Origin of the sequence: Paenibacillus sp. FSL H7-0756, assembly GCF_038006765.1 — a bacterium.
Taxonomy (GTDB): domain Bacteria; phylum Bacillota; class Bacilli; order Paenibacillales; family Paenibacillaceae; genus Paenibacillus_AQ.
The window spans coordinates 99,016-125,408 of sequence record NZ_JBBOVT010000002.1; the positions used below are offsets into that span (position 1 = coordinate 99,016).

29 protein-coding genes and 1 tRNA gene are annotated in these 26,393 nt (G+C 52.1%); 27 read left to right on the forward strand and 3 right to left on the reverse strand.

Annotation, left to right across the window (positions count from 1 at the left end):
• The first annotated feature begins 4 nt into the window (after positions 1–4).
• The 9 genes from trhA (at position 5) to NST04_RS17115 (ending at position 5,887) form a co-directional block, all read left to right on the forward strand.
• Positions 5–652, forward strand: coding sequence for a PAQR family membrane homeostasis protein TrhA (gene trhA / locus NST04_RS17075; protein WP_341185348.1), 648 nt, complete (start codon positions 5–7; stop codon positions 650–652).
• A gap of 170 nt (positions 653–822) precedes the next feature.
• Positions 823–1,179 (forward strand): putative DNA-binding protein, encoded by a 357-nt coding sequence (locus NST04_RS17080; protein ID WP_341185349.1) that lies wholly within the window; start codon positions 823–825, stop codon positions 1,177–1,179.
• 21 nt (positions 1,180–1,200) lie between these two features.
• A complete protein-coding gene (gene ffh, locus NST04_RS17085) occupies positions 1,201–2,592 on the forward strand; it encodes a signal recognition particle protein (protein WP_076160340.1) in 1,392 nt (463 codons plus the stop codon).
• Between the two features lie 352 nt (positions 2,593–2,944).
• Positions 2,945–3,217, forward strand: a complete 273-nt coding sequence (gene rpsP / locus NST04_RS17090; RefSeq protein WP_036701203.1) for a 30S ribosomal protein S16 — start codon at positions 2,945–2,947, stop codon at positions 3,215–3,217.
• Positions 3,218–3,239: 22 nt separating this feature from the next.
• A complete protein-coding gene (locus NST04_RS17095; protein ID WP_020432321.1) occupies positions 3,240–3,470 on the forward strand; it encodes a KH domain-containing protein in 231 nt (76 codons plus the stop codon).
• Between the two features lie 104 nt (positions 3,471–3,574).
• The gene (gene rimM, locus NST04_RS17100) at positions 3,575–4,099 is read left to right on the forward strand and encodes a ribosome maturation factor RimM (protein ID WP_341185350.1); all 525 of its coding nucleotides are present in this window, start codon (positions 3,575–3,577) and stop codon (positions 4,097–4,099) included.
• Complete coding sequence (trmD, locus tag NST04_RS17105; RefSeq protein ID WP_341186780.1) at positions 4,099–4,893, forward strand: tRNA (guanosine(37)-N1)-methyltransferase TrmD; 795 nt, start codon at positions 4,099–4,101, stop codon at positions 4,891–4,893. The genes rimM and trmD overlap by 1 nt, the downstream gene beginning before the upstream one ends.
• 251 nt (positions 4,894–5,144) lie before the next feature.
• A complete protein-coding gene (locus tag NST04_RS17110) occupies positions 5,145–5,273 on the forward strand; it encodes a hypothetical protein (protein ID WP_341022736.1) in 129 nt (42 codons plus the stop codon).
• A 540-nt stretch (positions 5,274–5,813) separates the two neighbouring features.
• Positions 5,814–5,887, forward strand: a tRNA-Pro gene (locus NST04_RS17115).
• 100 nt (positions 5,888–5,987) lie between these two features.
• On the opposite strand, the gene NST04_RS17120 is transcribed toward NST04_RS17115, so the two are convergent.
• Complete coding sequence (locus NST04_RS17120) at positions 5,988–6,182, reverse strand: hypothetical protein (protein WP_036701210.1); 195 nt, start codon at positions 6,180–6,182, stop codon at positions 5,988–5,990.
• A gap of 227 nt (positions 6,183–6,409) precedes the next feature.
• Here NST04_RS17120 and NST04_RS17125 point away from each other — a divergent pair, with 227 nt between their 5' ends.
• Positions 6,410–6,667 (forward strand): hypothetical protein, encoded by a 258-nt coding sequence (locus tag NST04_RS17125; protein ID WP_076078592.1) that lies wholly within the window; start codon positions 6,410–6,412, stop codon positions 6,665–6,667.
• Between the two features lie 80 nt (positions 6,668–6,747).
• Here the strand turns inward: NST04_RS17125 and NST04_RS17130 are convergent, their stop codons facing one another.
• Positions 6,748–7,695 carry a hypothetical protein gene (locus NST04_RS17130; protein WP_341185351.1) on the reverse strand — a complete coding sequence of 316 codons (948 nt, stop codon included), beginning with the start codon at positions 7,693–7,695 and terminating at the stop codon, positions 6,748–6,750.
• 265 nt (positions 7,696–7,960) lie between these two features.
• Here NST04_RS17130 and NST04_RS17135 point away from each other — a divergent pair, with 265 nt between their 5' ends.
• The 11 genes from NST04_RS17135 to NST04_RS17185 all read left to right on the forward strand — a co-directional run bounded on the left by NST04_RS17135 (position 7,961) and on the right by NST04_RS17185 (position 17,703).
• Positions 7,961–8,263, forward strand: coding sequence for a hypothetical protein (locus tag NST04_RS17135; protein ID WP_341185352.1), 303 nt, complete (start codon positions 7,961–7,963; stop codon positions 8,261–8,263).
• 146 nt (positions 8,264–8,409) lie between these two features.
• Positions 8,410–8,754: a 50S ribosomal protein L19 gene (gene rplS / locus NST04_RS17140; protein ID WP_036701215.1), complete on the forward strand. Its 345-nt coding sequence runs from the start codon at positions 8,410–8,412 to the stop codon at positions 8,752–8,754.
• A 256-nt stretch (positions 8,755–9,010) separates the two neighbouring features.
• Complete coding sequence (lepB, locus tag NST04_RS17145; protein ID WP_341185353.1) at positions 9,011–9,631, forward strand: signal peptidase I; 621 nt, start codon at positions 9,011–9,013, stop codon at positions 9,629–9,631.
• Between the two features lie 40 nt (positions 9,632–9,671).
• Positions 9,672–10,535, forward strand: a complete 864-nt coding sequence (gene ylqF, locus NST04_RS17150) for a ribosome biogenesis GTPase YlqF (protein ID WP_340753151.1) — start codon at positions 9,672–9,674, stop codon at positions 10,533–10,535.
• A 488-nt stretch (positions 10,536–11,023) separates the two neighbouring features.
• Positions 11,024–11,656, forward strand: a complete 633-nt coding sequence (locus tag NST04_RS17155) for a ribonuclease HII (RefSeq protein WP_341185354.1) — start codon at positions 11,024–11,026, stop codon at positions 11,654–11,656.
• A gap of 167 nt (positions 11,657–11,823) precedes the next feature.
• Positions 11,824–14,016 carry a hypothetical protein gene (locus NST04_RS17160; RefSeq protein WP_341185355.1) on the forward strand — a complete coding sequence of 731 codons (2,193 nt, stop codon included), beginning with the start codon at positions 11,824–11,826 and terminating at the stop codon, positions 14,014–14,016.
• The gene (locus NST04_RS17165; protein ID WP_341185356.1) at positions 14,013–14,315 is read left to right on the forward strand and encodes an EscU/YscU/HrcU family type III secretion system export apparatus switch protein; all 303 of its coding nucleotides are present in this window, start codon (positions 14,013–14,015) and stop codon (positions 14,313–14,315) included. The genes NST04_RS17160 and NST04_RS17165 overlap by 4 nt, the downstream gene beginning before the upstream one ends.
• On the forward strand, positions 14,312–14,698 hold the full coding sequence (locus NST04_RS17170; protein WP_341185357.1) for a YraN family protein: 387 nt from the start codon (positions 14,312–14,314) through the stop codon (positions 14,696–14,698). The genes NST04_RS17165 and NST04_RS17170 overlap by 4 nt, the downstream gene beginning before the upstream one ends.
• A 270-nt stretch (positions 14,699–14,968) precedes the next feature.
• Positions 14,969–15,250 carry a hypothetical protein gene (locus tag NST04_RS17175; RefSeq protein ID WP_083677976.1) on the forward strand — a complete coding sequence of 94 codons (282 nt, stop codon included), beginning with the start codon at positions 14,969–14,971 and terminating at the stop codon, positions 15,248–15,250.
• A 34-nt stretch (positions 15,251–15,284) separates the two neighbouring features.
• On the forward strand, positions 15,285–15,794 hold the full coding sequence (locus tag NST04_RS17180; RefSeq protein ID WP_341185358.1) for a phosphoesterase: 510 nt from the start codon (positions 15,285–15,287) through the stop codon (positions 15,792–15,794).
• A gap of 211 nt (positions 15,795–16,005) precedes the next feature.
• On the forward strand, positions 16,006–17,703 hold the full coding sequence (locus tag NST04_RS17185; protein ID WP_341185359.1) for a YifB family Mg chelatase-like AAA ATPase: 1,698 nt from the start codon (positions 16,006–16,008) through the stop codon (positions 17,701–17,703).
• Positions 17,704–17,806: 103 nt separating this feature from the next.
• Here the strand turns inward: NST04_RS17185 and NST04_RS17190 are convergent, their stop codons facing one another.
• Positions 17,807–18,235, reverse strand: a complete 429-nt coding sequence (locus NST04_RS17190) for an organic hydroperoxide resistance protein (RefSeq protein WP_036692467.1) — start codon at positions 18,233–18,235, stop codon at positions 17,807–17,809.
• A 148-nt stretch (positions 18,236–18,383) separates the two neighbouring features.
• On the opposite strand from NST04_RS17190, the gene NST04_RS17195 reads away from it, so the two are divergent.
• The 6 genes from NST04_RS17195 (at position 18,384) to trmFO (ending at position 26,366) form a co-directional block, all read left to right on the forward strand.
• Positions 18,384–18,851 carry a MarR family winged helix-turn-helix transcriptional regulator gene (locus tag NST04_RS17195; RefSeq protein WP_341185360.1) on the forward strand — a complete coding sequence of 156 codons (468 nt, stop codon included), beginning with the start codon at positions 18,384–18,386 and terminating at the stop codon, positions 18,849–18,851.
• Positions 18,852–19,265: 414 nt separating this feature from the next.
• On the forward strand, positions 19,266–20,423 hold the full coding sequence (gene sucC, locus NST04_RS17200; protein ID WP_340940063.1) for an ADP-forming succinate--CoA ligase subunit beta: 1,158 nt from the start codon (positions 19,266–19,268) through the stop codon (positions 20,421–20,423).
• A gap of 35 nt (positions 20,424–20,458) precedes the next feature.
• Complete coding sequence (gene sucD / locus NST04_RS17205; protein ID WP_341185361.1) at positions 20,459–21,388, forward strand: succinate--CoA ligase subunit alpha; 930 nt, start codon at positions 20,459–20,461, stop codon at positions 21,386–21,388.
• A 251-nt stretch (positions 21,389–21,639) separates the two neighbouring features.
• Positions 21,640–22,758 carry a DNA-processing protein DprA gene (gene dprA, locus NST04_RS17210; protein ID WP_341185362.1) on the forward strand — a complete coding sequence of 373 codons (1,119 nt, stop codon included), beginning with the start codon at positions 21,640–21,642 and terminating at the stop codon, positions 22,756–22,758.
• A gap of 99 nt (positions 22,759–22,857) precedes the next feature.
• Positions 22,858–24,954 (forward strand): type I DNA topoisomerase, encoded by a 2,097-nt coding sequence (gene topA / locus NST04_RS17215; protein ID WP_341185363.1) that lies wholly within the window; start codon positions 22,858–22,860, stop codon positions 24,952–24,954.
• Positions 24,955–24,977: 23 nt separating this feature from the next.
• Entirely contained in the window at positions 24,978–26,366 is a 1,389-nt protein-coding gene (gene trmFO, locus NST04_RS17220; RefSeq protein ID WP_341185364.1) for an FADH(2)-oxidizing methylenetetrahydrofolate--tRNA-(uracil(54)-C(5))-methyltransferase TrmFO, read from the forward strand.
• The last annotated feature ends 27 nt before the right edge of the window (positions 26,367–26,393 follow it).

Sequence of the window (26,393 nt, forward strand, 5' to 3'; positions counted from 1 at the left end):
TGGTATGGCTAATACTCACACTTACAGCCGCAAGGAAGAAGTCGCTAACGCGGTTACGCACGGGATCGGCGCCGTCTTAAGCATTGCTGCGCTGGTGCTGCTGGTTGTATATGCTGTTCAGAACGGCACGGCCTGGCATGTAGTCAGTTTCTCCATTTATGGCGCTACTATGCTGCTGCTGTATTTTAATTCAACGATGGTGCATAGTCTCAGGGAGGGGAAGGCGAAGGATTTCTTTGAATTCCTTGACCACTCCTCGATTTATTTATTCATTGCCGGAACGTACACACCGTTTATGCTGGTGGCGATCCGTGGACCGCTGGGCTGGACCTTATTCGGCATTGCTTGGGGAGTGGCGGTATTCGGCGTCTTCTTCAAGGCTTTTTTCGTCAAAAAATTCCTGTTCATGTCCACCATCTTCTACATTGCGATGGGCTGGATGATCGTAATCGCCTGGAGCCCGCTGTCCCAGGCAGTCGCCAGCGGCGGTATGACTCTGCTGATGATCGGCGGACTGCTGTACACTCTGGGCACCGTGTTCTATGTGTGGCGCGGCTTTCCGTATCATCATGCGATCTGGCATTTATTCGTGCTTGCCGGAACCGTTCTGCACTTCTTCGTTGTATTGATATACATTCTCCCTATTCATTAATACGGGAGGTATAGGGCAGTACTGGTGCAGGATTTCAGGGCGGGAATGCCGGTTTTGAGCAAAGAAAAAGATGACAAGTAAAAAGACTTGACATCTTTCTTTGTTTTCGGTATCATAAGGGACGTTGTGAAGCTGTAAAGTGTTTTTCCTTGACGAAGGGAGTGCCCTTAATGAGTCAGGAGAATAGGCTCGAGAAAACCAACCGGATCAACCTGTTATTTGCTTTCTATGAACGGCTGCTTACTGACAAGCAACAGACGTTTCTCAAATATTATTTCCATGATGATTTCTCCCTGGGAGAGATCGCAGGAGAATTTGAAATTAGCCGCCAGGCTGTGTACGAGCATATCAAGCGGGCGGAGCAAGTGCTTGAGAATTATGAAGAGAAGCTTGGACTCTTGTCCAAGCATGAAGACCGCAACAAATACTTAGAAGAACTGCGCAGATTGCAGGATACGGCAATGCTGCCTGAGCAATATAAACAGCAGTTCATGGAACTCATGGAACAGCTGCAGAAGTTAGAGTAGGAAGAAGGGAGCGAGCCGCCTATGGCATTTGAAGGATTAACCGGAAGATTGCAGAATGTGTTCAGCAAACTGCGCGGCAAAGGGAAAGTATCCGAAGATGACGTAAACGAAGCCATGCGTGAAGTGCGGCTGGCCCTTCTGGAAGCCGATGTTAACTTCAAGGTCGTCAAGGACTTTGTGTCCAAGGTGAAAGAGAAGTCTGTTGGCACGGAAGTGATGGACAGCTTCACGCCAGGCATGGTCATCATCGATATTGTGAACAAGGAACTGACCGAGCTGATGGGCGGAAGCCAGGCGAAGCTGGCTAAGTCGAACAAGCCGCCGACAGTCATTATGATGACGGGTCTGCAGGGCGCAGGGAAGACGACCACTTCCGGTAAGCTGGCGAAGCTGCTGCAGAAGGGCAATCACCGCCCGCTGCTCGTAGCCGCCGACATCTACCGTCCGGCTGCGATTAAGCAATTGCAGGTGCTCGGAGAACAGATCAAGGTTCCTGTCTTCTCGCTGGGTGATCAGACCAGTCCGGTAGAGATTGCCAGACAAGGTGTTCAGCATGCGAAGGATAATAACTTGGATTATGTGATTATTGATACGGCAGGCCGCCTGCATATTGATGAAGAGCTGATGGAAGAGCTGAAGCAGATCCATAACATTGTAACTCCAGACGAGGTGCTCCTGGTAGTCGATGCTATGACCGGTCAGGATGCCGTGAATGTGGCGGACAGCTTCAACAAGCAGCTGGAGCTTACCGGCGTAGTGCTTACGAAGCTTGACGGCGACACCCGTGGTGGTGCTGCATTATCCGTCAAGGCGGTCACCGGCTGCCCGATCAAATTCGCCGCTCTCGGCGAGAAGATCGATGCGCTGGAGCCGTTCCATCCGGAGCGGATGGCTTCGCGGATACTTGGTATGGGCGACATGCTGTCGCTGATCGAGAAGGCTCAGGCCAACATCGATACCGAGAAAGCCAAGGAAATGGAACGTAAGATGCGTAATGCGGAGTTCACGTTCGATGATTTCCTGGAGCAGATGGATCAGGTGAAGAAGCTTGGACCGATCGATCAGATTCTTGACATGCTGCCTGGCATGAACAAGGCCAAGGGCATGAAGGATCTGAAGGTGGACGATAAACAGATGGGCCGCGTTGAAGCCATTGTTCATTCCATGACCAAGGCGGAGAAAGCCCAGCCTGAGATTATCAACCACAACCGCCGCAAGCGTATTGCAGCAGGCAGCGGTACCAACGTCGCTGAGGTGAACCGGCTCATCAAGCAATTCGATGAAATGCGTAAGATGATGAAGCAGTTCTCCGGCATGATGGGCGGCGGAGGCGGCAAGGGCGGTAAGAAGAACGCCATGAAGCAGCTCAAGGGCCTTGCCGGCAAAGGCGGCATGAAGTTCCCGTTCCGCTGACCTTAATCTTTAAGGTTTAATGTTTAGGTTCTAGGTTTAAGATTTACCCCTAGATCTGATATAGTACAACATTAGAAGATCGAATAGTCTTTTGACCTTAATCTTTTGATCTTAGTCTTTCGATCTTAAAATCTTTAAAACCTCGTTGCCAGGGAACGCCGCCAGTCAAGCGTATCCCGCAGGGAGGAAAAGCGGTCTCCGCTCGAACCCATTCTGAGGTCCCGCCAATCTGAACGCCTACGCTAGTTGCACTTAGCGGGTGTCCAGAGGGCAGAGCCCTTGGGGTCCTCCCTTCGGGAAGGGAGGGTTTGGGAGGGATCGACAACGATATTCTTTTAAGGAGGTGAATTTCGTGGCAGTACGTATTCGTTTGAAAAGAATGGGAGCACATAAAGCGCCTTTCTACCGTGTAGTGGTTTCCGATTCCCGGTCTCCTCGTGACGGCCGTTTTATCGAGGAAATCGGTTATTATAATCCGATCGAAGTACCGGCAGTCGTTAAGATTGACGAAGAGAAGGCTCTTAAATGGCTTCAGACAGGTGCACAAGCATCTGATACCGTCCGCAACCTGCTTTCCAAAGCTGGCGTGATGAAGAAGTTCCATGAGTCAAAGCTTCAGAAATAATGACTGATTGCGAGGGTCCTCTATGGAAGAATTAGTTGGTGTTATTGCTAAGGCTTTAGTGGATCATCCGGAGGATGTGGCCGTACGGACTGTGGAGAAGGATCACCTGATTGTCTATGAGCTCTCCGTGCATCCTGATGATGTCGGTAAGGTCATCGGCAAGCAGGGACGGATCGCCAAAGCGCTTCGTACCGTAGTCACATCTGCAGCAGTCAAAAGTGATAAACGCGTTACCGTGGATATTTTATCTTAAGGATGCGCACAAGGAGGGGCTAGGGATAGTATATCCCGGCTCCTTTTTGTTGAAAATATAAGAATTTATAAGCTGTTCGTAATCAACGTGAAGGAGATGAACACATGACAGAAGAGTTAACCGTAGGCAGACTGGTCAATACGCACGGCATCCGCGGGGAGATCAAAATCCTGTCGCATACCGATTTCCCGGAAGTACGGTTTGCACCCGGCAAAAAGCTGCTGCTGATTCCCGCAGACGGAAGCCCGAAATTCGAGGTTACGATAGAATCGGCAAAAGAGCACAAAGGGATGTATATCGCCAAGCTTAAGGGGTATACGAATATTAATGAGATCGAGAAATATAAAGGCAGTATGCTTAAGGTGCCAAGTGATGATCTGGTTGAGCTGCCGGAGAACGAGTATTACTTCCACCAGATCGTAGGATGTGAAGTCTACACGGATGAAGATGCCGGCCAGCCGCTGGGAACGATTACAGAGATTCTGCAGCCCGGGGCCAACGATGTCTGGGTAGTGAAGCCGAAGAAGGGCCAGGATATTCTGATTCCGGTCATTAATGATGTAGTACTGGACGTCAATATTGCAGACAAAAAAATCACTGTACACCTCATGGAAGGGCTGCTCCCATGATCCGCATCGACGTGCTGACGCTGTTCCCGGATATGTGTGAAGGCGTCTTCGGCACCAGCATTCTTGGTAAGGCCCGTGAGAAAGGCATTGCTTCACTGAACACTGTGAATTTCCGCGACTTCTCGGGCAACAAGCATAATAGCGTGGATGATACGCCTTACGGCGGAGGGGGAGGCATGGTGTTGAAGCCTGACCCTATCTTCGCTGCGGTGGAGCATGTTCTAGCCCAGAGCAGCGCTGGCGGTGAGCAAGGGGCCACGGACACTGAGGACACAGCGGCGGTGAAGCCGCGCATTATTCTCATGTGCCCCCAGGGACGGACCTATAACCAGCAGATCGCCGAAGAGCTGGCCCAGGAGCAGCATCTGATCTTCATCTGCGGTCATTATGAGGGCTATGACGAGCGAATCCGTGAGCATCTGGTGACGGACGAGCTGTCGATTGGCGACTATGTGCTGACCGGCGGTGAGCTTCCTGCCTTGACCGTAATAGATTCGGTCGTGCGGCTGCAGCCGGGGGCACTGGGTAACGAAACCTCTGCAATCTCTGATTCCTTCAGCACCGGGCTGCTGGAGTACCCGCATTATACCCGGCCGGCAGAGTTCCGGGGCTGGAAGGTGCCGGACATGCTGCTCAGCGGACACCATGCCAATATCGAGGTGTGGCGGCGTGAGCAGGCGCTTCAGCGTACCCTCGAACGCAGACCGGATCTGCTGGAGACGGCTGAGCTGACAGTGAAGGACAAGCAGACGCTGAAGCGGCTGCAGGAGCAGGCAAGCCTCGATAATAATTAACTGTAAATTTGGGCCTGAATAGAGTCATAGCTGGCGTCTTTTTAACGTATATTACGTTAGGGAGGCGTTTTTTGCTGTGTGCTGGGGATTGTAAGACATGTTTCATGAATGTGACAGATAGGCAGGAAAAGTAGATTTTTATTTGAAAATAGAAGCAGGGGTGTGTCGGTATCCTTGTCCAAGGGTAATAATAAGAGGCGCCGCAAGAGTAGATGCAGCTTAAGACACAGCTAGCTTAACTATCGAAAGGAATGACTGAAGTGACTACGAATACGCATGAACCATTCAAGCCAGCCGTGGACACAGTCCACAACAAAGAAGCGGAGCCGCTCCGCACAGTGAGTGATATTATCGATTTCTATAAGAATCGTAAATCATAACTAATACATTGCAAGGAATGAATTAGACCCTGGTATCAGGTTCCATAGCCTCAGTAATACAGCAGATTACACCAATAACCGCTTGAGCAGAAGGACGTAAGGTCCTGATGGCTCAAGCGGTTATTTTTAGATAATAACCTGGAAAATAAAAAAGACCGTCCGAAGACGGTCTCTCTACCCGAGGCGCTAGTTTGTAACTTTGATCCGTATCCCGCGCCACCAAGGCTAAAACATTCAGCCGTTGGTCCGGGTAAGGGATACGTTCAGCATGTCATGCTTGATGTGAACGCACCTCCTTTCCTTGTGCCAAGAGTATAGCACAGCCTTTACGGAAAATCCATTAAATTTTAATGACATCCGAAAAAATATTGAACTCCATAAAAATACTAAACTCTATTTGAAACCACATCACGAGTAGGGTATATTTATAGTATAAGCAGCAAGTAACCGCTTTCCGGCATATTATGAATGAGATGAACGTATGTTAATCGTGAGGATGCGGCAAACGTAGGCATGAAGTATTGGGTTGATTTGAAATGTCGGGGTATAGCGCAGCCTGGTAGCGCGCACCCTTGGGGTGGGTGAGGTCGCAGGTTCAAATCCTGTTACTCCGATTATTCCCGTTTTCGTTCAAAATAAAAAACACTTCCGTCAGCGCAGCACGCTCTGTAGGAAGTGTTTTTATTTTGAGGATAAGACCCATGTGCGGTTAATCTAGAACCTGCCCCTGTCTCTATCCCGGCGGGTAAGCATAATGACTCCCGTAACCAGTGAATACAAGGCAACAACCATAAGCAATACAATGGCCCAAGTATAATTGCGCACCGTGTAGGTGAGCGAAGCGAAGATGATAAACCAGGCGATCCGCAGTACTCCTTCATTAATAAAACGTCTGCCTGCTGTACTCATGATTCCTGCCTCCTTATGGATTGTAGAAGATTGTTCACAACCGTAAGCGGTTAATTGTTTTGTTACTTTAATATTACCCCTTTTTACACAAAATTGATACACAATGTTCACAAGTTATTCATTTCACAGCTAATTTAATTATAGACACCTGCTGCGTGACGATAGCCGTTACCGGCTTATCCCTCCCCTCATAAGATACAGAACCACGATTAAGGAGGAAACAGCAGATGGAAGCTTATTATAATTGTCTCCATTGCAAAGACAAGCGTGTACGCATTATGACTACTGACGGCAAACGCCATGAAGGAATTATTGTGGATGTGGACCGGAACAATGTGTATCTGAAAACAAAAGGTAATGGCAGAATGCAAACCTCAGCCTTTTATCCGGGCGGTGCGGGGAACTACTATGGCGGATACTATGGTTACGGCAGCCAGATTCTTACCTTGAGCCTGTTCACGCTTTTGGCGATTGCACTTATCTGACGATGGCTTGAACAAAACAAAAGTGGGCTCCTGGAAGTCAGGGAGGCCCACTTTTGGCGTAATCATTAGTATAGGATGATTTAATTAACGGAGATGGCTCCGATCTGTGTGGTTAACGATAGCAGCGGACCGCCGCCATTATAATCCTTCGATTTACCGTTGTCAGCGCCGGAGATGTGGCCGAGTTCGCTGCGGGCTTTGACCGTACATGCGGTTGAAGCTGACAGATCGGCGGAGATTCTTCCGATATCGCTCTTGGCCTTGAGGCTGCTGCCCTTGGTCATGCTGGATACTCCAAGCTCAATACTTCCTGTATTCGACTCCACACTGGACTTGCCTGTGAACACGGTGTCTTGCAGGATGATACTTCCCACATTGCTGTTAATCTCAAAAGTCCCCTCAAGCCCGCGGAGCTGAACGGTGCCTACATTATTATCAATCTCAAACCGGTCAACGGTCTCTGGAATCCCGATTACATAATTAATGCTGAGGTTGGAATCGCCGTACTCATGCTGCGCCCATTCCCAGAGATCCTTCTTCGCATCGCCTTCACCATGAGCAGAGACGATTAGAGCGTCACCTTTATGTTCAATAGAAACTTCTGTATGATCCAGTACGCCGGATACCAGCTTGTGGCCTGTCTGCTCATGGACTATGACGGTGGCTTGGACAGTAATCTCGTCACCTGAAGCGGGCGCCACTGCGACTTCCCCCACCGCATTATCTAACTTTAGGACAGAAGCCGAAGCAATAGGCAGGGAGGTGGAGAACTTCCGGCTGATTCCGCTGGTGTTTATTTGATCTTCAATCATGCCCGCTGTGTTCTCGATGGCGTCGCCTACAGCATCACTGGCATCGCTGAGACTCTGCTTCACGGCTTCTGCCGCTTCCTGGGTGAAGCTGCCGGAGATCGTCTGCTCCAACTGGTTATCCGCCGCTTCCTTGCCGGGAAGCTCCCGGCAGCCGGTAAGTGCAATAGAAAATACGGCCATTGCTGCAATAATTGCTGTGCTGTGATGTTTCTTCATTATATAGGCCCTCCTAAAGGCATGATTATTTGCTTATGTATACTCAGTATTATATATTATGGGAAAACACTGGATAACAGCCTGGCGGCGGGTTGTTCTACTGGACTATAGTCCAGTAAGCCTGCGGCTACATTTCAACTCTGCATTATGGTACACTAGCGTTAGATGAAGGACCGGAAGAATGAAGACAGCTGGAGGGCCGGCACGGAAGCAGACCCGGGAAACGGTCTGTTTACTATTTTGACTGAATAAGTCAGAGGGGCGGATGAGCCAAATGCAGTATGCAGCATTCCTGATCGTTGTGTTGGTGGGCGCAGTTGTCTATACCGTGTACCGCAGCCGGATGAGCCAAGAACAGTCTGAAGCGCCGAAGCAGGGGAAGGCCAGTAATGTAATTTCTATGGAAGGGCACCGTAGGGCCAAGCAGAATGCTGCGGATCAGCAGTGCTCCTCCTGCAAGAAGAAGAACGGCAAGCTGATTTTTTACGCCCAGGATGACGGAAGTGTGGTCGGACTTTGCAAGGACTGCAAGGTGAAGGCGAAGAAACGGGATATGCTGCCGCTTTAAAGAATAAATATATGTTGCATGGGCCTGTCTTTTATGATAAAATTACTTCTGTTGTGTGGAATACGGTGGTCCTCTGCGGATAATGAGGGAGAGCAACGGCTCTCCGGAAGAGGCAAGAACACCTGTACGGAAGGAGGAAGTCCTTAATGAATATCCTACAAGCAATTACACAAGAGCAACTTCGAAAAGATATCCCGAGTTTTCGCCCGGGTGACACTTTGAAGGTGCATGTAAAAGTTATCGAAGGAACTCGTGAGCGTATCCAGTTGTTCGAAGGCGTTGTAATCAAACGTCGCGGCGGCGGTATCGGTGAGACTTTTACGGTTCGTAAAATCTCTTATGGTGTTGGTGTGGAAAGAACATTCCCAGTCAACTCCCCTAAACTCGAGAAAATCGAAGTGGCTCGCCGCGGTAAAGTTCGTCGTGCGAAGCTGTACTATCTTCGTGACCTGCGCGGTAAAGCTGCAAGAATTAAAGAAATTCGTCGCTAGAATAGTGACAAAGGAAAGGGGCTTGAATTCAAGCCCCTTTCGTTTATTTCTTGTAATTAAAGAATTGTGCTCCCCGTAAAGTAACTGAGTAAGCGTCGAAGTTAAAGCATCACTTTATGGGGTTTTTAGACATATGTGCCTTAGGAACAGCTTCTCCGAAAAGGCCTCCTGAAGGAGTAATCGCGGGGGAGTTTTTGGCAGGAGCTTTTTTGTATTGTATAGTGGAGATAACAATTATTGGAGAGGACGGTGAACTATGCAGCAGGATTTGCAGCAAGGGCAAGGCGAAATGATTGATTCTAACGGCCAGAGCCCCCGGAAGCCAAAGAATGAAGTCCTGGAATGGATTAAAGCGATAGCGATTGCATTGGTTCTGGTTATTCTAATACGCTGGCTTTTGTTCAAACCGTTTATCGTAGACGGCCCTTCTATGAAGCCTAACTTTCATACCGGCGAACGAGTGATTGTTAACGAAATTCTCTACGATATCCGCAAGCCGGAGCGCGGGGAAGTCATTGTGTTCCATGTGCCTTCAGAAGGCCGGGATTTCATTAAGCGTGTCATTGGTGTGGCAGGCGATACAGTCACAGTTGAAGGGGATGTCGTTACAGTTAACGGAGAGCCTGTGAACGAAACGTATATCCAGGGCGCGATTGATGATGCACATAATAACAACATTTTGTATAACAATAAGAACTTCCCGAATGAGCAGTTTACCGACAACAAGGTGCCGGAAGGCCATGTGTTCGTAATGGGGGATAACCGCTCTGACAGTACGGATAGCCGGATGATCGGTTATGTGCCGCTGGGGGATATTGTCGGCCGTGCAGACCTTATTTTCTGGCCGGTGAAGAATATCTCATTAATAAATCATTAATTCATTACGAAGCTGACAGAAGTCAAAGGAGGTGACGGCATTGGCCATTCAATGGTTTCCTGGTCATATGACGAGGGCTAGACGGCAAATCGAGGATAAGCTGAAGCTAATTGATGTTGCAATAGAACTGCTTGACTCCCGTCTGCCGATATCGAGCCGCAATCCGATGATTGACGATATTTTGCGGGACAAGCCAAGACTGATTATTCTAAATAAAGCAGATCTGGCCGATCCGGAAGCTACGCGCAAGTGGCTGGCTTATTTCAAGGAGCAAGGTCATGTTGCCTATCCGGTAGATGCTTCTACTGGCACCGGGATTAAAGAAATTCCGGAGCAGGTGAAGCTGCTGCTGAAGGACAAGATCGACCGGCAAATTGCCAAGGGTATGAATCCGCGTGCGATGCGGGCCCTGATTGTGGGCATTCCCAACGTAGGCAAATCGACTCTCATTAACCGGATGGCTGGAAGAAATATTGCGATTACCGGTGACCGTCCGGGGGTTACCAAGGGCCAGCAATGGATTAAGACCGGCGGCAGTCTGGAACTATTGGATACGCCGGGGATTCTTTGGCCGAGATTCGAGGACCAGACGGTAGGCTATAAGCTGGCAGTAACCGGGGCCATTAAGGAAGAAATCCTGAATATTGAGGATATCGCTTATTATGCGGTGAAATATCTGGTGAAGGATTACGGAAGCCGGTTCCAGGAGCGCTTCGATATTAGTAAGCTGCCGGAGGACTTAGAGAACCCGGACGAAATCGTAGCCGTTATGGAAGCGGTTGGACGTAAGCGCGGTTGTCTAATGAGCGGCGGCCGTGTAGACCTGGAGAAGGCTTCACGCGCGCTGCTGCATGAGCTGCGTGCCGGGAAGCTTGGACGCTTCACGCTGGAGACACCTGAATAGTAGAATGTAGTATGGAATGGAAGAGCCATCCGTGAATGAGGGGTGGTTCTTTTTTTGCGTGTAGAGGGTTGGGGAGAAAGAGCTGAAAGGCGTTAGAAGGTGCTGGGAAGTGTGAGAAGGAGCGAAAAGACGTCGGAAGTATGGGGGGGATGGAGGCATAAGGGGATGCGCGAAGTTATGTTGTAAGAATTGCAACTCTTCTCTATTGATATGATGCAGTGTAACAGAATTGTTGTAGGAAATGCAGGAATGTTCTCGTTTGGGCTATTTGGGGGAAGAGAAATGCTGTTATTCATACAACTTTTTTGGATTTACGCAGTATTAATGAAGGGATTGTTGTATTTAGTGCAGAATTTTAATTTTGTAGATTGGAATTAGGTGGAAAATGATGGATGGTGATGGAACTTTACGATTCGCATTATGTCATATATTCGTAGGAAGATCATAGATGTAGCTTATTTTAATTTTAGTGGGCAGGTGGAGAGATGATGAGTGAGTTAGATATGCTTGGGTACGAAAAAGAAGGCTGGGGGCAATCCTTCCGTCACATCGCAGGTGTGGATGAAGTAGGGCGGGGCTGTTTATTTGGGGATGTGGTGGCTGCAGCGGTAATTTTGCCGGCGGGGCTGATTATTGAGGGTGTGGATGACTCGAAGAAGCTGACGGCCAAAAAGCGGGATGCTCTGTATGAGACCATTATGGAGCAGGCGCTGGCGGTAAGCTTAGGGCATGTGGAGGCGGCGGTAATCGATGAAATTAATATTAAGCAGGCTTCGCGTCTGGCGATGCGCCTGGCGGTAGAAGGGTTAAGCCAGCAGCCGGACTATATGCTGATTGACGCGGAGAAGGTGGACCTGCCCCTGCCGCAGCGCGCCATCATTAAAGGGGATGCCAACAGCCAGTCGATTGCTGCCGCCTCCATTGTAGCCAAGGTGACCCGTGACAGGCTCTGTGAGGGCTTGTGGGAGGAATTGTACCCGGATTACGGGATCAAAGTACATAAAGGATATGCTACCAAGCTGCATCGTGAACAGATCAAGCTACTTGGTGTAACTCCGATGCACCGGCGCAGCTTTATCGGCAATATTCTGGCGGAGCAGGAACAGTTATCTTTATTCTAAAAATATAAGAATGTATAGTTTCACGTATACATTATCCTTCTATTTCTCGCTGAAACGGTGCCGTCCTCTAAAAGGATGGCATAGCAGTTTCGACTTGGCGTGTCATCCAGATAATCACAAATGAAGGTGAAATACCGATATAAATAGAAAGAAGGGAGGCGGACAACATGAACATCGGATCACTGGTTCGCGGTTTGCTTGGCGACAGCAAGGCGGGAGAGGCCAAATCTGTAGAGCTTAAGGAAGGTCAGGTTGTTCGCGGCGTTGTGCTAAGCGTATCCGATTCCGGAAAAGAAGCGGTGGTGCAGATTCAGGGAACGCCGGTACGGGCTGAACTGGAGACACCGCTGGCAGCCGGTCAGACGCTGAACCTGCAGGTGGGCGCACAAGGAGAAGGAGGTTTGCCGGTGCTTAAGCCGGTCTCTCTAGGGGAGGCGGCTATGGTCTCGCCGCAGAGTATGGGTGAGGCGCTGGAGTCGCTTGGACTTGCCAATTCCAAGGCGGGACGGGAGATTGTTCAAGCGATGCAAGCCGGAGGACTAGCCTTCACTAAGGAGACTGCGGCGAAGCTGGATGCTGTAATGAATGCCAAACCCCCCGGTGTCCCTGCCTCAGAGTGGCTGGAGGCGGCTGTAATCTCAGTGAAGCGCGGCTTGCCTGTAACGGCGGAGACAGTGAAGGGGCTGCAGCAGGCTGTATTCGGACCGAAGCTGCACGATCTGCTGGCGAAGCTGGAGACTGCACTGAACGCCTGGGTGCAGCAAGGGGCGGACGGCGACGGATCAGGTCAAGCAGCGGGCAATAGCAGACCTGCGGCAGGGCTGCTGACAGGCGGAGTGAATGCCGGGCTGGCTGGCAATGGAGGGACTGCCGGGGCGAATGCTCAGGCGGGACAGACGGGTAATGCGGGCATTTCGCAAGCTTCCGGGGCTAATGGACAAGCTGCGTTAGTACCAGCGGGAGATGCAGAGCCGGCAGGCAGCGGGAATGCTGCGGGTGCGCGTGAAGGTGCAGGGAACGCGGCGGGAATGCGTGGCGAAGTCGCGGGAAACGTAGCAGGAACTCGTGGTGAGGGTGCGGGTACTGTAGCTGGAGCGCGTGAAGGAGCGGGAAGCGTGGCTGGAGCGCGTGAAGGAGCGGTGAACGCCGCAGGAGCGCGTGGTGAAGGAGCGGGGAATGTAGCTGGAGCGCGTGGCGAAGGAGCGGGAGTTGTAGCTGGAGCGCGTGAAGGAGCGGGAAGCGTGGCTGGAGCGCGCGAAGGAGCGGGGAATGTAGCAGGAACACGTGAAGGAGCGGGAGCTGTTGCTGGAGCGCGTGGTGAAGGAGCGGGAACTGTAGCGGGAGCGCGCGAAGGAGTGGTGAATGCCGCAGGAGCGCGTGGTGAAGGAGCGGGAACTGTAACGGGAGCGCGTGAAGGAGCGGTGAACGCCGCAGGAGCGCGTGGTGAAGGTGCGGGAACTGTAGCGGGAGCGCGCGGCGAAGGTGCGGGTACCGCAGCTGGAGTGCGTGAGGGCGCGGGCGTTGCCGCGCAGGCGCAGAGCGCTGCGGGGCCTGCCCTGCTCGCGAAGCTGCAGGGCGTGCTCTCCGAGCTGCGCGGCGCTCTGCCGCAGCTCGCCGAAGCCCCGCCCGCCTCCGGCGCGGCGGGCGGCAGTGCAGCCCCTGCGTCGGCGCAGCCGCAGGGGGAACCCGCCGCCACCCAGGGGACTGACCCCTGGGTGGGGCGGATCTTGAAGCTGCTCGGTGCGGAGCACGAGCAGCAGATCCTGCGCGGCGGCGGGGCGCATACCGCCGCTGCGCAGGCAGCGTCCGGCGGCGCAGAAGATGCCGCCGGTACGCTCAAGGGCGTGCTGCTGCAGGTACTGGGCAGCAGCGAGGCCCCGCCCGCGGTCAAGGAAGCCGCGGGCCAGCTGGTGCAGCAGCTGACGGGCCAGCAGCTGCTGCTGAATACAGACCGCACCGCGCCGTTCGCGCAGGTGACGATGTTCCTGCCGCTGCACGGACCGGATGGCCGGGAGACGGCCTCCGTCCAGATCCAGTCGCGGCGCGGCAGCAAAGGGGAACTCGACGCGGCGAATTGCCGCTTGTGGTTCGATCTTGACATGAAGCAGCTCGGCCAGACGTTGGTCGATGTGCAGGTGGTGGACCGCATCGTCAGCCTGAAGCTGCATAACGATGAACCTTGGGTACTGGAGCTGCTGGAGGGCCGCCGCGAGGAGATGAAAGCGGCGGTCGAAGGCATAGGCTATCAGCTGTCCAGCCTGCGCACGGAGGCATTGCCGGAACGGAGCGTGGCCGCTGCTGCGGTGAAGCCGTCCGATTATGCTCCTCAGGAGTACAAAGGAGTAGATTACCGCATATGAGTGAGTCTGAGCAGAAGGTTCCGCAAAATCTCAAGAAGGCAGTGGCGCTCAAATATATTCCGGGGCAGAGTGAAGCGCCAGTGGTTGTCGCTAAGGGGCAAGGCTCGGTTGCGGACATCATCCTGCAAAAGGCAAAGGAAAACGGAGTAGCGGTCCAGGAGGATGCTGCGCTGGTAGAGGTGCTGTCGAAGCTGGATCTCGACCAGCAGATTCCGCCTCAGCTCTACCAGCTGGTGGCTGAGATTCTCAGCTATGTATACCAGAGTGACCGGACAGCCGGGGAACGGAGACTGAAGTGAGCCATAACGGGGATGGCGGAACCTACACCCGCCAGGAGAAGGGCGCTGCTGCCGAGCAGGCGGCCCGAATGTATCTGACTTCACGGGGCTACCTCATCCGGGATTATAACTGGCGCTGCCGTAGCGGAGAGCTGGATATTATCGCAGAGTATGAAGGCGCTCTGGTCTTCATTGAGGTCCGCAGCCGGAGCGGATCAGCTGTACAAGGCACTGCGGAGGAATCAGTTGATGCGCGCAAAATACGTCAGGTGAGAGAGACGGCCCGGGTCTACCTGCACATGCAGGGACTGCAGCCGAATGCAATTGCCTTCGATGTGATTGCTGTACAGCTTCAGCCGGATTTAAGCATCGGCTCCCTGCGTCATCTCCGGGACGCCTTTTAGCGGTTCTCTGTTTTTTAAAAAATCGGGTAGAATTATACAATTATCCTTGACAGATGCCGGACTTCATGGGTCATTTCTCAAAAGAAGTGGGTAAACATTAGTGTAACTTTTAATGCCACCATGAGGAGGGCTGCCGGAATGAGGAATCAACCAATGAATATACAGGTAAGCTTTACTTGCCAAAATTGTGAGCATAATATAGTAGCGGAACTTGGCGCAGAGCCCTTATCCGTTGTTTGCTGCAGTAATTGTAATAAGACATTTACCGTTATGCGGCCTGCAATAGCGGAAGAGATATTGATTGACTGGGAGAATGAAGCGTTATTCCACAAGATGCGTGCTGAGAAAACCCAAGACAGCAACAGCAGCCTCTTGTCACTGGTCATCAATGTGATCGAGCTGCTGACCTGGCGCGACAAGGGCAACGGACAAGTGGAGGCCATTAAGGAAATGCGCAAATGGCTGATCGAGCATGAGGAAGCGCCGCCGGTGGCGGAATTAATACAAATGGATGTGAACCGGCGCGGGGCCAAACGGAAGTGGAATGAATAAGGAATCAAGCACTTAGCGAAAGCGGGGAGCGGTCTTGTCCAAAGTATTTTTTACCTCGGATCATCATTTTGGCCACAAGCTGATCATTGATTTTGAATCGCGGCCCTTTGCCGGTGCGGAAGAGATGGACAAGGTGATGATTGCGAACTGGAATGCTGTCGTAAGCAAGGAGGATACGGTTTTTCATCTTGGGGATTTTTCCTTCAGGAATCAAGAGGATACCCGGAGCATTGTGGCTGCGCTGAACGGGTACAAAATTCTGATTCTTGGCAACCATGACCGTGGACGGGGACGGGACTGGTGGCTTGAAGCCGGATTTGATGAGGTCAGTGAGTATCCAATGATATACAAGGAGTTTTTTCTGCTCTCCCATGAGCCGATGTATATGAACAAGCATATGCCTTACGTGAATGTGCACGGACATATTCATGGACAGAAGTATGAGGGGAATCATCACTTTAATATTTGTGTGGAGCACTGGAATTACACCCCGCTATCTTTTGAACAGATCAGGGAGTCGGTGGCAGCCAGTGAAGAAGGCTGATTAAAATGATCCTTTAGTCGTGATTGCACAATTATGCAAGACGATTAAAATCTAAATTTTGTGCAGTGATTTATGCGCAATAACCTTGCATGTTGTGTAGGGTTGTGGATATACTTAGAGCAATTAAGATTACGGAAAAAGAGGAAGCACCTTTTTTCCTGGAAACGAACGCCCGCTGCGGGTGTATTTCTGGAGAAGAGGTGCTTATTTGGTGTACGGAAAAATGCATAGCGCATGCCTGTATGGCATTGAAGGTGTAATGATCGGAGTGGAGGTGGATCTGGCTAATGGTTTGCCGCAGACTCATATTATCGGTCTGCCGGATTCGGCAGTCAGGGAAGCGGTCGAACGGGTACGGGCCGCCGTCAAAAATTGCGGATATAGTTATCCCCAGCAGCGGGTGACGATTAATCTGGCTCCGGCGGATCTGCGCAAGGAGGGCTCGGCGTTTGATCTGGCGATTGCCCTCGGGATACTGACGACGAGCGGCCAGCTTATCATGCCGGAAGCCGGGCAGATGCTGCTGATTGGTGAGCTTGCGCTGGATGGAAGTCTGCGGCCGGTAAATGGGGTATTATCCATGGCCCAGGCTGCGCGGCAGGCCGGGATTCATGCTGTTCTGGTGCCGCCCGGCAACGCGGCTGAAGCTGCGTTAATCGCGGGAATGAAGGTGTACACTGCCGGACATTTGCGTGAGCTGCCTCAGCCCGGTCAGCTTCCTCCGCCGAATCCGGTTGAGCAGTCTGAAGCAGCCGGATCAGACTTGCCCTTGCCGCAGGCTGATTTGCCGTTTCCGGTTTCAGTATCTGTGAGTGCTGAAGCGTCCTCCAGGAAGCGTCCGCCCGTTCTGGTGTTGTCCCTGGATCATTTGAGATATCATTCTGAGCCGGCGGAGAATATTCCCTCCCCGCTTGGGCTGAAGCAGCTAATGAATGAGGATTACAGTGATGTTATCGGCCAGAATCATGTGAAGCGGGCGCTAACGATTGCGGCTGCCGGGATGCACAATATAATTCTGATCGGCCCGCCTGGTACGGGGAAGACGATGCTGATTAAGCGGTTACCCGGAATTCTTCCCGAGCTTAACGATCAAGAATCGCTTGAGGTGATGAAGATATTCAGTGCTGCCGGGAAGCTTAGGGACGGCGGAGGCGGCTTACTGCGTGAGCGCCCGTTTCGTTCACCGCATCATACCATCTCGGCAGCCGGATTGATCGGCGGGGGCGGAATTCCGAAGCCCGGGGAAGTTAGCCTTGCACACCGCGGCATTCTCTTCCTGGACGAGCTGCCCGAGTTCTCCCGGAATGTGCTCGAAGTGCTCCGCCAGCCGCTGGAGGATGGGATTGTCACCATCAGCCGGGCACGGGCATCCTTTACTTTTCCTGCCCAGTTCCTGCTCGCTTGCTCCATGAATCCCTGTTTGTGCGGATTTCTGGGCAATGGCAGTGCAGAGCAGCGGTGTAGCTGCAGTCCGGCCAAAATCGCCCAGTACCGTGGCAAAATCTCGGGCCCGCTGCTGGACCGGATGGATATGCAGGTTGATGTACCGCGTCCAGGAGCAGGAGACCGGAGTGTACCTCCGGTCTCGACAGCACAGATGCGTTCTGAGGTTATGCGGGCTCAGGCCATTCAGGCGGAGCGATATAAGACTCTGCCGATCTCCTGGAACAGCGAGCTGTCCGGGGCGGCGCTTCGCCGTTATGCTGAACTGCGGCCGGAAGAGGAGATGCTGCTAAGCAGTATTCTGGAGAGTCTCGGACTCAGCATGCGGGCGCATGACCGGATTATTAAGCTGGCCCGTACGATTGCCGATCTGGAAGGCACGGAGGGGATTGGCGCTGCTCATCTTGCCGAAGCGGTCCAATACCGCAATCTGGACAGGCAGGTCATGGTGGAGGAGGAAGCCTGACACGCCAAAACCCCCGTCCAGGGCCGCCGGACAGGGGTTGGATGCTGAAACGGTACTGTCCTTTAAAAGGACTGCAATGCCGTCTCCACTTGTGGAGCTATTCTTACAGCACGTTCAGTTCAACTTCGATATTGCCGCGGGTTGCGCGGGAGTAAGGACATGCGCCATGAGCCGCTTCTACCAGCTGTTTGGCGGTTTCACGATCGACACCCTTGACCAGAACATCCATCTTCACGGCAATGCCGAAGCCGCCGTCTTCCACTTTACCGAAGCTGACGGTAGCTGTTACTTCAGAGCCTTCGATCTTTACTTTGCCCATACGTGCAACCATGTTTAGCGCGCTGTCAAAGCAAGCGGAATATCCGGCTGCGAACAGCTGCTCAGGATTCGTGCCTTCACCGCCGGCGCCGCCCATTTCGCGTGGTGTGCTGATCGCAAGGTTCAGCTTAGGGCTGTCGGATTCGATAGAACCCTGTCTGCCGCCTACGGCTTTTACTGTTGTTTCGTACATTTTCTGTTGGATGGTCATCATATTAAATCGCTCCCGTTCGTTTTCATAATGTATTGTACACAACTTAATTTAACACAATTAAAATTAAAGTCAATCTATTTTCCGCTATTAACATGATATTATGGATGAATTGTGATAAACTATTGTCACAAAGGCAGGTGAAGAAGAAATGCAAAAAGAATCCACAACAACCCCTGAGCTTATGCTGGAGAACCAGCTCTGCTTTACGATTTATGCCTGTTCGCGTGAATTTACGAAGCTATACCAGCCTCATCTGGATAAGATCGGATTAACGTATTCGCAGTATCTGGTTATGCTGGTCCTGTGGGAGAGACAGCAATGTACAGTCAAAGAGCTGGGTGAAGCTCTGTTCCTCGATTCAGGTACGCTGACTCCGCTGCTCAAGCGTCTGCAGGCTGCAGGACTAATTTTGCGTGAACGTTCTTTGCAGGATGAGCGGAAGGTACTGATTTCATTAACCCCCCAAGGCTTGGCGCTTCAGCTGGATGCTATGGACATTCCCGGCAAAATGGTAGAAGGCACGAAGCTCTCCCCGGTAGAGTTCATAGATTTGCTGGGACAATTCAAAAATCTCCTGGACCGGGTGCATGAAGCTAACGTCAGCAATTCAAAATAGTAGTCTCGCTCCCATACAAGAGTATAGGTTTCGCCGTCCTGAATAAGGGCGGTAAAGCCGTTTCAGCATGGATGTCAATGCAATCGTTCGCATTCCGGCATGAAACCGAGCGAAAATGTATGTATAAATAGTGAAAGTTTTTAAGGAAAGCGTTTTTAAAACATGTTACAATATTCTGGGTTTCACATTCTGGCATATAGGTAATTATAGATATCACTTTGTGATAGGAACTATGTGCTACTGGCAGAGAACTGTACCGTTTGCAGCGTATGCTTCAGGCAACGGCGCTCTGCTTGTACCGGGATATTGCCGGTTAACACCGGTCTGGACCCGGCTTTGGACAATCAAAACGGAATGCGGAATGACCGCAGGCTGCCTGCACAGGTCACCGCAACACTTTAGGAGGCTTCCGGAATGAATATCCACGAGTACCAGGGAAAAGAAGTACTTAAGAAGTATGGCGTAGCCGTACCGAACGGAAAAGTTGCTTATACAGTGGACGAAGCAGTGGAAGCTGCCGCAGCGCTGGGTACACCGGTGGTTGTAGTCAAAGCACAGATTCATGCAGGCGGACGCGGCAAAGCCGGGGGCGTCAAGGTGGCGAAGAACAGTGATGAGGTCCGCAGCTTTGCGTCCGAGATCCTCGGCAAGACACTGGTTACCCATCAGACGGGACCCGAAGGCAAGGTAGTGAAGCGGCTGCTGATTGAAGAGGGCTGTCAGATTGTCAAAGAATATTATATCGGTCTGGTGGTAGACCGCGCTTCCGGACGGGTCGTCATGATGGCATCCGAGGAAGGCGGCACAGAGATTGAAGAGGTGGCGGCTACACATCCCGAGAAGATTTTCAAGGAAATCGTTGATCCGGCGGTGGGGCTTCAGACCTTCCAGGCGCGCAAATTGGCTTACAGCATTGCCATTCCTCCAGAACTGGTGAATAAAGCTGTCAAGTTCATGCAAGCGCTATATCTGGCTTTTGTGGATAAAGATTGCTCAATTGCGGAGATCAACCCGCTGGTCGTGACCGCAGACGGTAATGTGATGGCGCTGGATGCCAAGCTTAATTTCGATTCCAACAGCCTGTTCCGCCACAAGGATATTCTGGAGCTGCGTGATCTGGACGAAGAGGATGCCAAAGAAATCGAAGCTTCCAAATTCGACCTCAGCTATATCGCACTTGACGGCAACATCGGCTGTATGGTGAACGGTGCGGGCCTGGCGATGGCGACGATGGATATCATCAAATACTACGGCGGCGAACCGGCCAACTTCCTCGATGTAGGGGGCGGTGCGACGACTGAAAAGGTAACGGAAGCGTTCAAAATCATCCTGTCGGATGACAAGGTGAACGGTATCTTTGTTAATATTTTCGGCGGCATTATGCGTTGTGATGTCATCGCTACCGGTGTAGTCGAAGCGGCAAGACAGCTTGGCTTAACTAAGCCGCTGGTCGTACGTCTTGAGGGCACGAATGTGGCCCTGGGCAAGGAGATCCTCGCCGGTTCCGGACTGAATATCGTTGCTGCTGACTCGATGGCGGACGGTGCCCGCAAAATCGTTGCTCTGGTGTAATATTCGACAATAAAAGTGAGGATGTGACCTAAGGCATGAGCATTCTTGTAGATAAAAATACGAAAGTCATTACGCAGGGAATTACCGGCGCTACAGGTTTATTTCATACGAAGGGCGCGCTGGATTACGGTACTCAGATGGTTGGAGGGGTAACTCCTGGCAAGGGGGGGACTACGGTTCAGATAACCCTGGACAACGGCACTGAGAAAAGTCTGCCTGTCTTCGACACGGTTGTTGCCGCCAAAGCAGCCACAGGCGCAACTGCAAGCGTCATTTATGTACCGCCTGCCTTTGCCGCAGATTCCATTATGGAAGCAGTGGATGCGGAGATGGAACTGGTCATTTGTATCACGGAAGGCATTCCGGTGCTGGATATGGTCAAAGTGTCCAGATACATGGAAGGTCGCTCCACGGTATTGATCGGTCCCAACTGTCCCGGTGTCATCACGCCTGGAGAATGTAAAATCGGCATTATGCCGGGTTATATTCATAAGCCGGGTTATGTGGGTGTAGTTTCACGAAGCGGCACCTTGACCTACGAAGCTGTTCATCAGCTGACAGAGCGCGGAATCGGCCAATCCTCGGCGGTGGGCATCGGAGGCGACCCGGTGAAGGGCTCGGAGTTCATCGATATTCTGAAGCTATTTAATGAAGATCCGGGCACGAAGGCTGTCATTATGATCGGTGAGATCGGCGGGACGGCAGAGGAAGAGGCTGCGCTGTGGATCAAAGAGAATATGACCAAGCCTGTAGTGGGCTTCATCGGCGGGGTTACTGCACCTCCAGGCAAACGGATGGGCCACGCCGGGGCGATTATTTCGGGCGGCAAAGGTACGGCGAGCGAGAAGATCGCTGTGCTGGAGTCCTGCGGCATCAAGGTAGCGCCAACGCCTGCCGAAATGGGCTCTACCCTCGTCAGTGTACTTGAGGAACGCGGCATCCTGAATGCTTTCACAACCCACTAGAGCACTTCTTACGCTAGTTCAAAATGTTTTGGGGTCCCCGCCAAGTACCTGAGTTATCATCCAAGCTAAATCTCCACTTTGTGGGGTTGTTTAGTCACAGCTTTTCCTGCTGAAGCAGGTATAATGAATATTGAAGGTAAGCAACCTTTTGTCCCGTATTACGCGGATGAAAGGTTGCTTTTTTTGGTTTAAGACCATTTGGTTTAAGACAATAAGGAAGGCTGGCCCTTCCGCACGGGGAGAGAATACATATGGAAATTCGGGAGCTGTTGTTCGGTCTGCATGAGATGGAGGGGATTGGGTGGAAAAGTATCGACAAGATCCGCCGGGCGGGTCTTTTGACGAATGCTGTCTTCTCCTGTTCTGCTGAGGAATGGGAGCGGGTTGGAATCAGCAGCGTAGTAGCTGCACGGCTGGCGGCAGAATTTACTGAAGCATGGGTGCTGAAGCGCTACTCTTTAATGAAAGAAAGCGGTGTAGCGATGGTCACCATTCTGGACGAACAATACCCCGTGCAGCTGCGGGAAACCCCTCAGCCGCCTTGGGTATTGTACTATCGTGGCCGCCTGGAGCTGGCTTCCCGTCCCTCTGTTGCCATGGTTGGGACGCGGGTACCTACTGCTTATGGGCGTAAGGTGGGAGAGATGCTGGCGGGACAGCTAAGTGCAGCCGGTCTCACGGTTGTAAGCGGCCTGGCGAGGGGGATTGACAGTGTCTGTCATGAAGCGGCGCTAGACGGAGCAGGGGGGACCATTGCGGTGGTGGCAACCGGCCTCGATAAGGTCTATCCTCCGGATAACCGTGAGCTGGAGCGGCAAATTTCGCGGGGCGGGCTGGTTCTTAGCGAATATCCTCTCGGAACTCCGAGCCATCCTGGACTATTCCCGCAGCGCAACCGGATTATCGCCGGTCTGTCACTGGGAACACTGGTGGTAGAAGCAGACAGCCGCAGCGGGTCCCTGATTACTGCCGATGCTGCGCTTGAAGCAAGCCGGGATGTATTTGCCGTGCCGGGGCCGCTGACCTCTCCCAAGAGCAGAGGGGCACTGGAGTTGATTAAGCAAGGTGCGAAGCTGGTAACCTGTGCCTCAGATATTGTGGAAGAATACGTCTCCTGCCTGCCTTCCAAGGGGATTGGAACAGCCTCAGCAGGAGCACTAGAGCAAGAGAGTCCGGCCGATCTGATGGAAAAGAAATTGACAAGTGAGGAGCTGCACCTTTACCATATACTGCATCAAGGCCCGTTTACACTCGATGAGCTGCTGGCGTCAACGAGGTGGGATTTTGGACATTTGCATTCAGTTCTGTTATCTTTAATCATAAAAAAAGCGGTAACACAATTACCGGGTGCAATTTATAAGGTAATTTAATATAGAAGTAACTGTGGTAAGCTTGCACTTCCTGGTTCGGGCTGGTCTGAGGACGGGTTCAGGAGGTTGCCTGCTTACGAACTTTTGGGAGGAAAACCTATGGCAGATGCGTTGGTTATTGTAGAATCACCATCAAAAGCGAAAACGATTGGTAAATATCTGGGCAGCAAATATATTGTTAAGGCATCAATGGGGCATATCATAGATTTGCCAAAAAGCCAGATCGGTGTGGATGTGGAGAATCAGTTCAATCCCAAATATATAACGATCCGGGGCAAGGGTTCTATCTTGAAGGAACTTAAGGATGCCAGCAAAAAAGTCAAGAAAGTCTATCTCGCAGCTGACCCGGACCGCGAAGGGGAAGCCATTGCCTGGCATTTGGCAAATGCACTGAATTTGGACAACACTCAGGAATGCCGGGTGGTCTTCAATGAAATCACGAAGCAGGCGGTAAAGGATGCCTTCAAGACACCGCGCAAGATTAATATGGATCTGGTGAATGCCCAGCAGGCGCGGCGGATTCTGGACCGGCTTGTCGGTTACAAGATTAGCCCTCTATTATGGAAGAAAGTCAAAAAAGGCCTCTCCGCCGGACGGGTACAATCGGTAGCGGTCAAGATTGTAATGGACAGGGAGAATGAAATTTCCGAATTCGTTCCTACAGAATACTGGAGCATTACTGCCCGGCTAGCGATTCGGGATTCTGAATTCGAAGCCAAGTTCCACCGGCTGAACGGCGAGAAGAAGGAACTGGGCCAGGAGAGCGATGTGCAGGAAGTGCTGGAAGCGATAAAGAACGCTGCCTTCCAGGTCAAAGAAGTGAAAGAGAAGGAGAGACAGCGTCATCCATCCGCTCCGTTCACGACAAGCTCACTGCAGCAGGAGGCTGCCCGCAAGCTGGGCTTCCGCGCGTCCAAGACGATGTCTGTCGCACAGCAGCTCTATGAGGGAGTCGAGCTGGGCAAGGAAGGCACTGTGGGGTTAATCACTTATATGCGTACGGATTCTACGCGTATATCCACTACGGCCCAGGATGAAGCCAAGGAGCTGATCCAAGCCAAATACGGTGAGAAGTTCATTCCCGAGACGCCGCGCCAATATTCCAAGAAGGCTGCGGGCACACAGGATGCGCATGAAGCGATCCGTCCGACCTCTGCGCTGCGTGAGCCGGAAATGGTCAAGGAATTCATGAGCCGTGATCAATTCCGGCTGTATAAGCTGGTATGGGAGCGTTTTGTGTCCAGTCAGATGTCTTCCGCGCTGCTGGATACGTTGTCGGTAGATATTACAGCCGGAACAGCGATATTCAGAGCGGTAGGGTCCAAGGTCTCGTTCCCGGGTTTCATGAAAGTGTATGTGGAAGGCAATGACGACGGCACAACAGACGAAGAGAAGTTCCTGCCGCAGCTGAAGGCAGGCGATGAGCTGGTGAAGCGCGAGATTGAGCCGAAGCAGCATTTCACCCAGCCGCCGCCAAGATATACAGAAGCCCGTCTCGTCAAGACGCTTGAAGAACTGGGCATAGGCCGTCCAAGTACGTATGCGCCGACCCTGGAGACGATACAGAAGCGCGGGTATGTGGCGATTGAAGAGAAGAAGTTCATGCCGACTGAGCTTGGAGAACTGATCATAGAGCAAATGGAAGAGTTCTTCCCGGAAATTCTCAATGTGGAATTCACTGCCCATATGGAAGGAGACCTTGACCATGTGGAGGAAGGCGCGGAGGATTGGGTGAAGGTGTTGGCCCAGTTCTATGAATCCTTTGAGAAAAGACTCCTATATGCGGAAGAAGAAATGAAGGAAATCGAGATTGAAGATGAGGTCTCCGATGAGCTGTGTGAGAAATGCGGCAAGCCCATGGTCTATAAGCTGGGCCGGTTCGGCAAATTCCTGGCCTGCTCCGGATTTCCGGAATGCCGCAACACCAAGCCGATCATTAAGGATATCGGTGTAAGCTGTCCGAAATGCCATGAAGGCAAGGTTGTGGAGCGGCGCAGCAAGAAGGGACGTGTCTTCTACGGCTGCGACCAATATCCGGGCTGTGACTTTGTCTCCTGGGATAAGCCATCAGTGAAGCCTTGTCCGGCTTGCGGCTCCTGGATGATAGAGAAACGCAACAAGCAGGGAACCAAGCTGCAGTGTACTTCATGCGATCATACAGAAGCTGTAATCGAGAGCGATGAGTTAGCAGAATAATAGGGTTACAGGAGGAACGGAAATTGACACAAAAAGCACAAGTAACCGTTATCGGAGCAGGTCTGGCCGGAAGTGAAGCCGCCTGGCAGATCGCTTCGCGCGGAGTTCCAGTCAGATTGTATGAGATGCGCCCGGTTGTGAAGACACCGGCGCATCATACAGATCAGTTCGCCGAACTGGTCTGCAGCAACTCACTGCGGGCGAATGGCCTCGGGAATGCAGTGGGTGTACTTAAGGAAGAAATGCGGCGCCTGGGCTCCCTGGTACTGGGTGCAGCCGACAGACATGCCGTTCCGGCGGGAGGCGCTCTTGCTGTTGACCGGGACGGATTCTCCGGTGAAATTACATCCATGCTGCATAACCACCCTCTGGTGGAAGTCATAAACGAAGAACTTACGCATATACCGGAGGAAGGGATTGTTGTTATTGCTACCGGGCCGCTGACTTCACCCTCCCTGTCCTCGGAGATTAAGGGACTGCTTGGCGAGGAATACTTTTATTTCTATGATGCAGCGGCTCCGATTGTTGAGAAAGACAGCATCGATATGAGCAAGGTCTATTTGGCTTCCCGCTATGATAAAGGCGAAGCCGCCTATCTGAACTGTCCGATGACGGAAGAGGAATTCGATGTTTTTTATGATGCGCTGATCTCGGCTGAGACGGCTGCACTCAAAGATTTTGAGAAAGAGATTTATTTTGAAGGCTGTATGCCGATTGAAATTATGATGAGACGCGGCAAGCAGACGGCACTGTTCGGCCCTATGAAGCCTGTAGGGCTGCTCAATCCTCACACGGGCAAGCTGCCTTACGCGGTTGTGCAACTGCGCCAGGACAATGCTGCCGGTACGCTGTATAATCTGGTTGGCTTCCAGACCCATCTGAAGTGGGGCGAGCAAAAGCGGGTATTCTCACTTATTCCGGGCCTGGAGCAGGCGGAATATGTGCGTTATGGGGTTATGCACCGCAATACCTTTATTAATTCTCCCAAGCTGCTGCAGCCCACTTACCAGATGAAAGGCCGGGAACGGCTGTATTTTGCCGGCCAGATGACCGGGGTGGAAGGGTATGTAGAATCTGCGGCTTCCGGTATGATCGCCGGTATGAATGCAGCGAGAGCTGCGCTTGGAGAAGAGAGCCTGATCTTCCCCGAGGATACGGTGCTGGGCAGCATGCCCGCCTATATCACTTCGGCCGATCCGCAGCACTTCCAGCCGATGAATGCCAACTTCGGCCTGCTGCCGAAGCTTGAGACCCGGTTCCGCAGCAAAAAAGAGAAAAACGAACGTCTGGCTCACCGGGCGCTTGACAGCCTTGCTGCTTATGCTGCTGCCCATGAATTGACGTATACAGAGCCGGAGCCGGTGGATGCTGATCCGGCAGAAGCGGATAGTCCGGCACAACCGGCTCAATAGGTCCAGACCTGTATCACCTAATCTGAG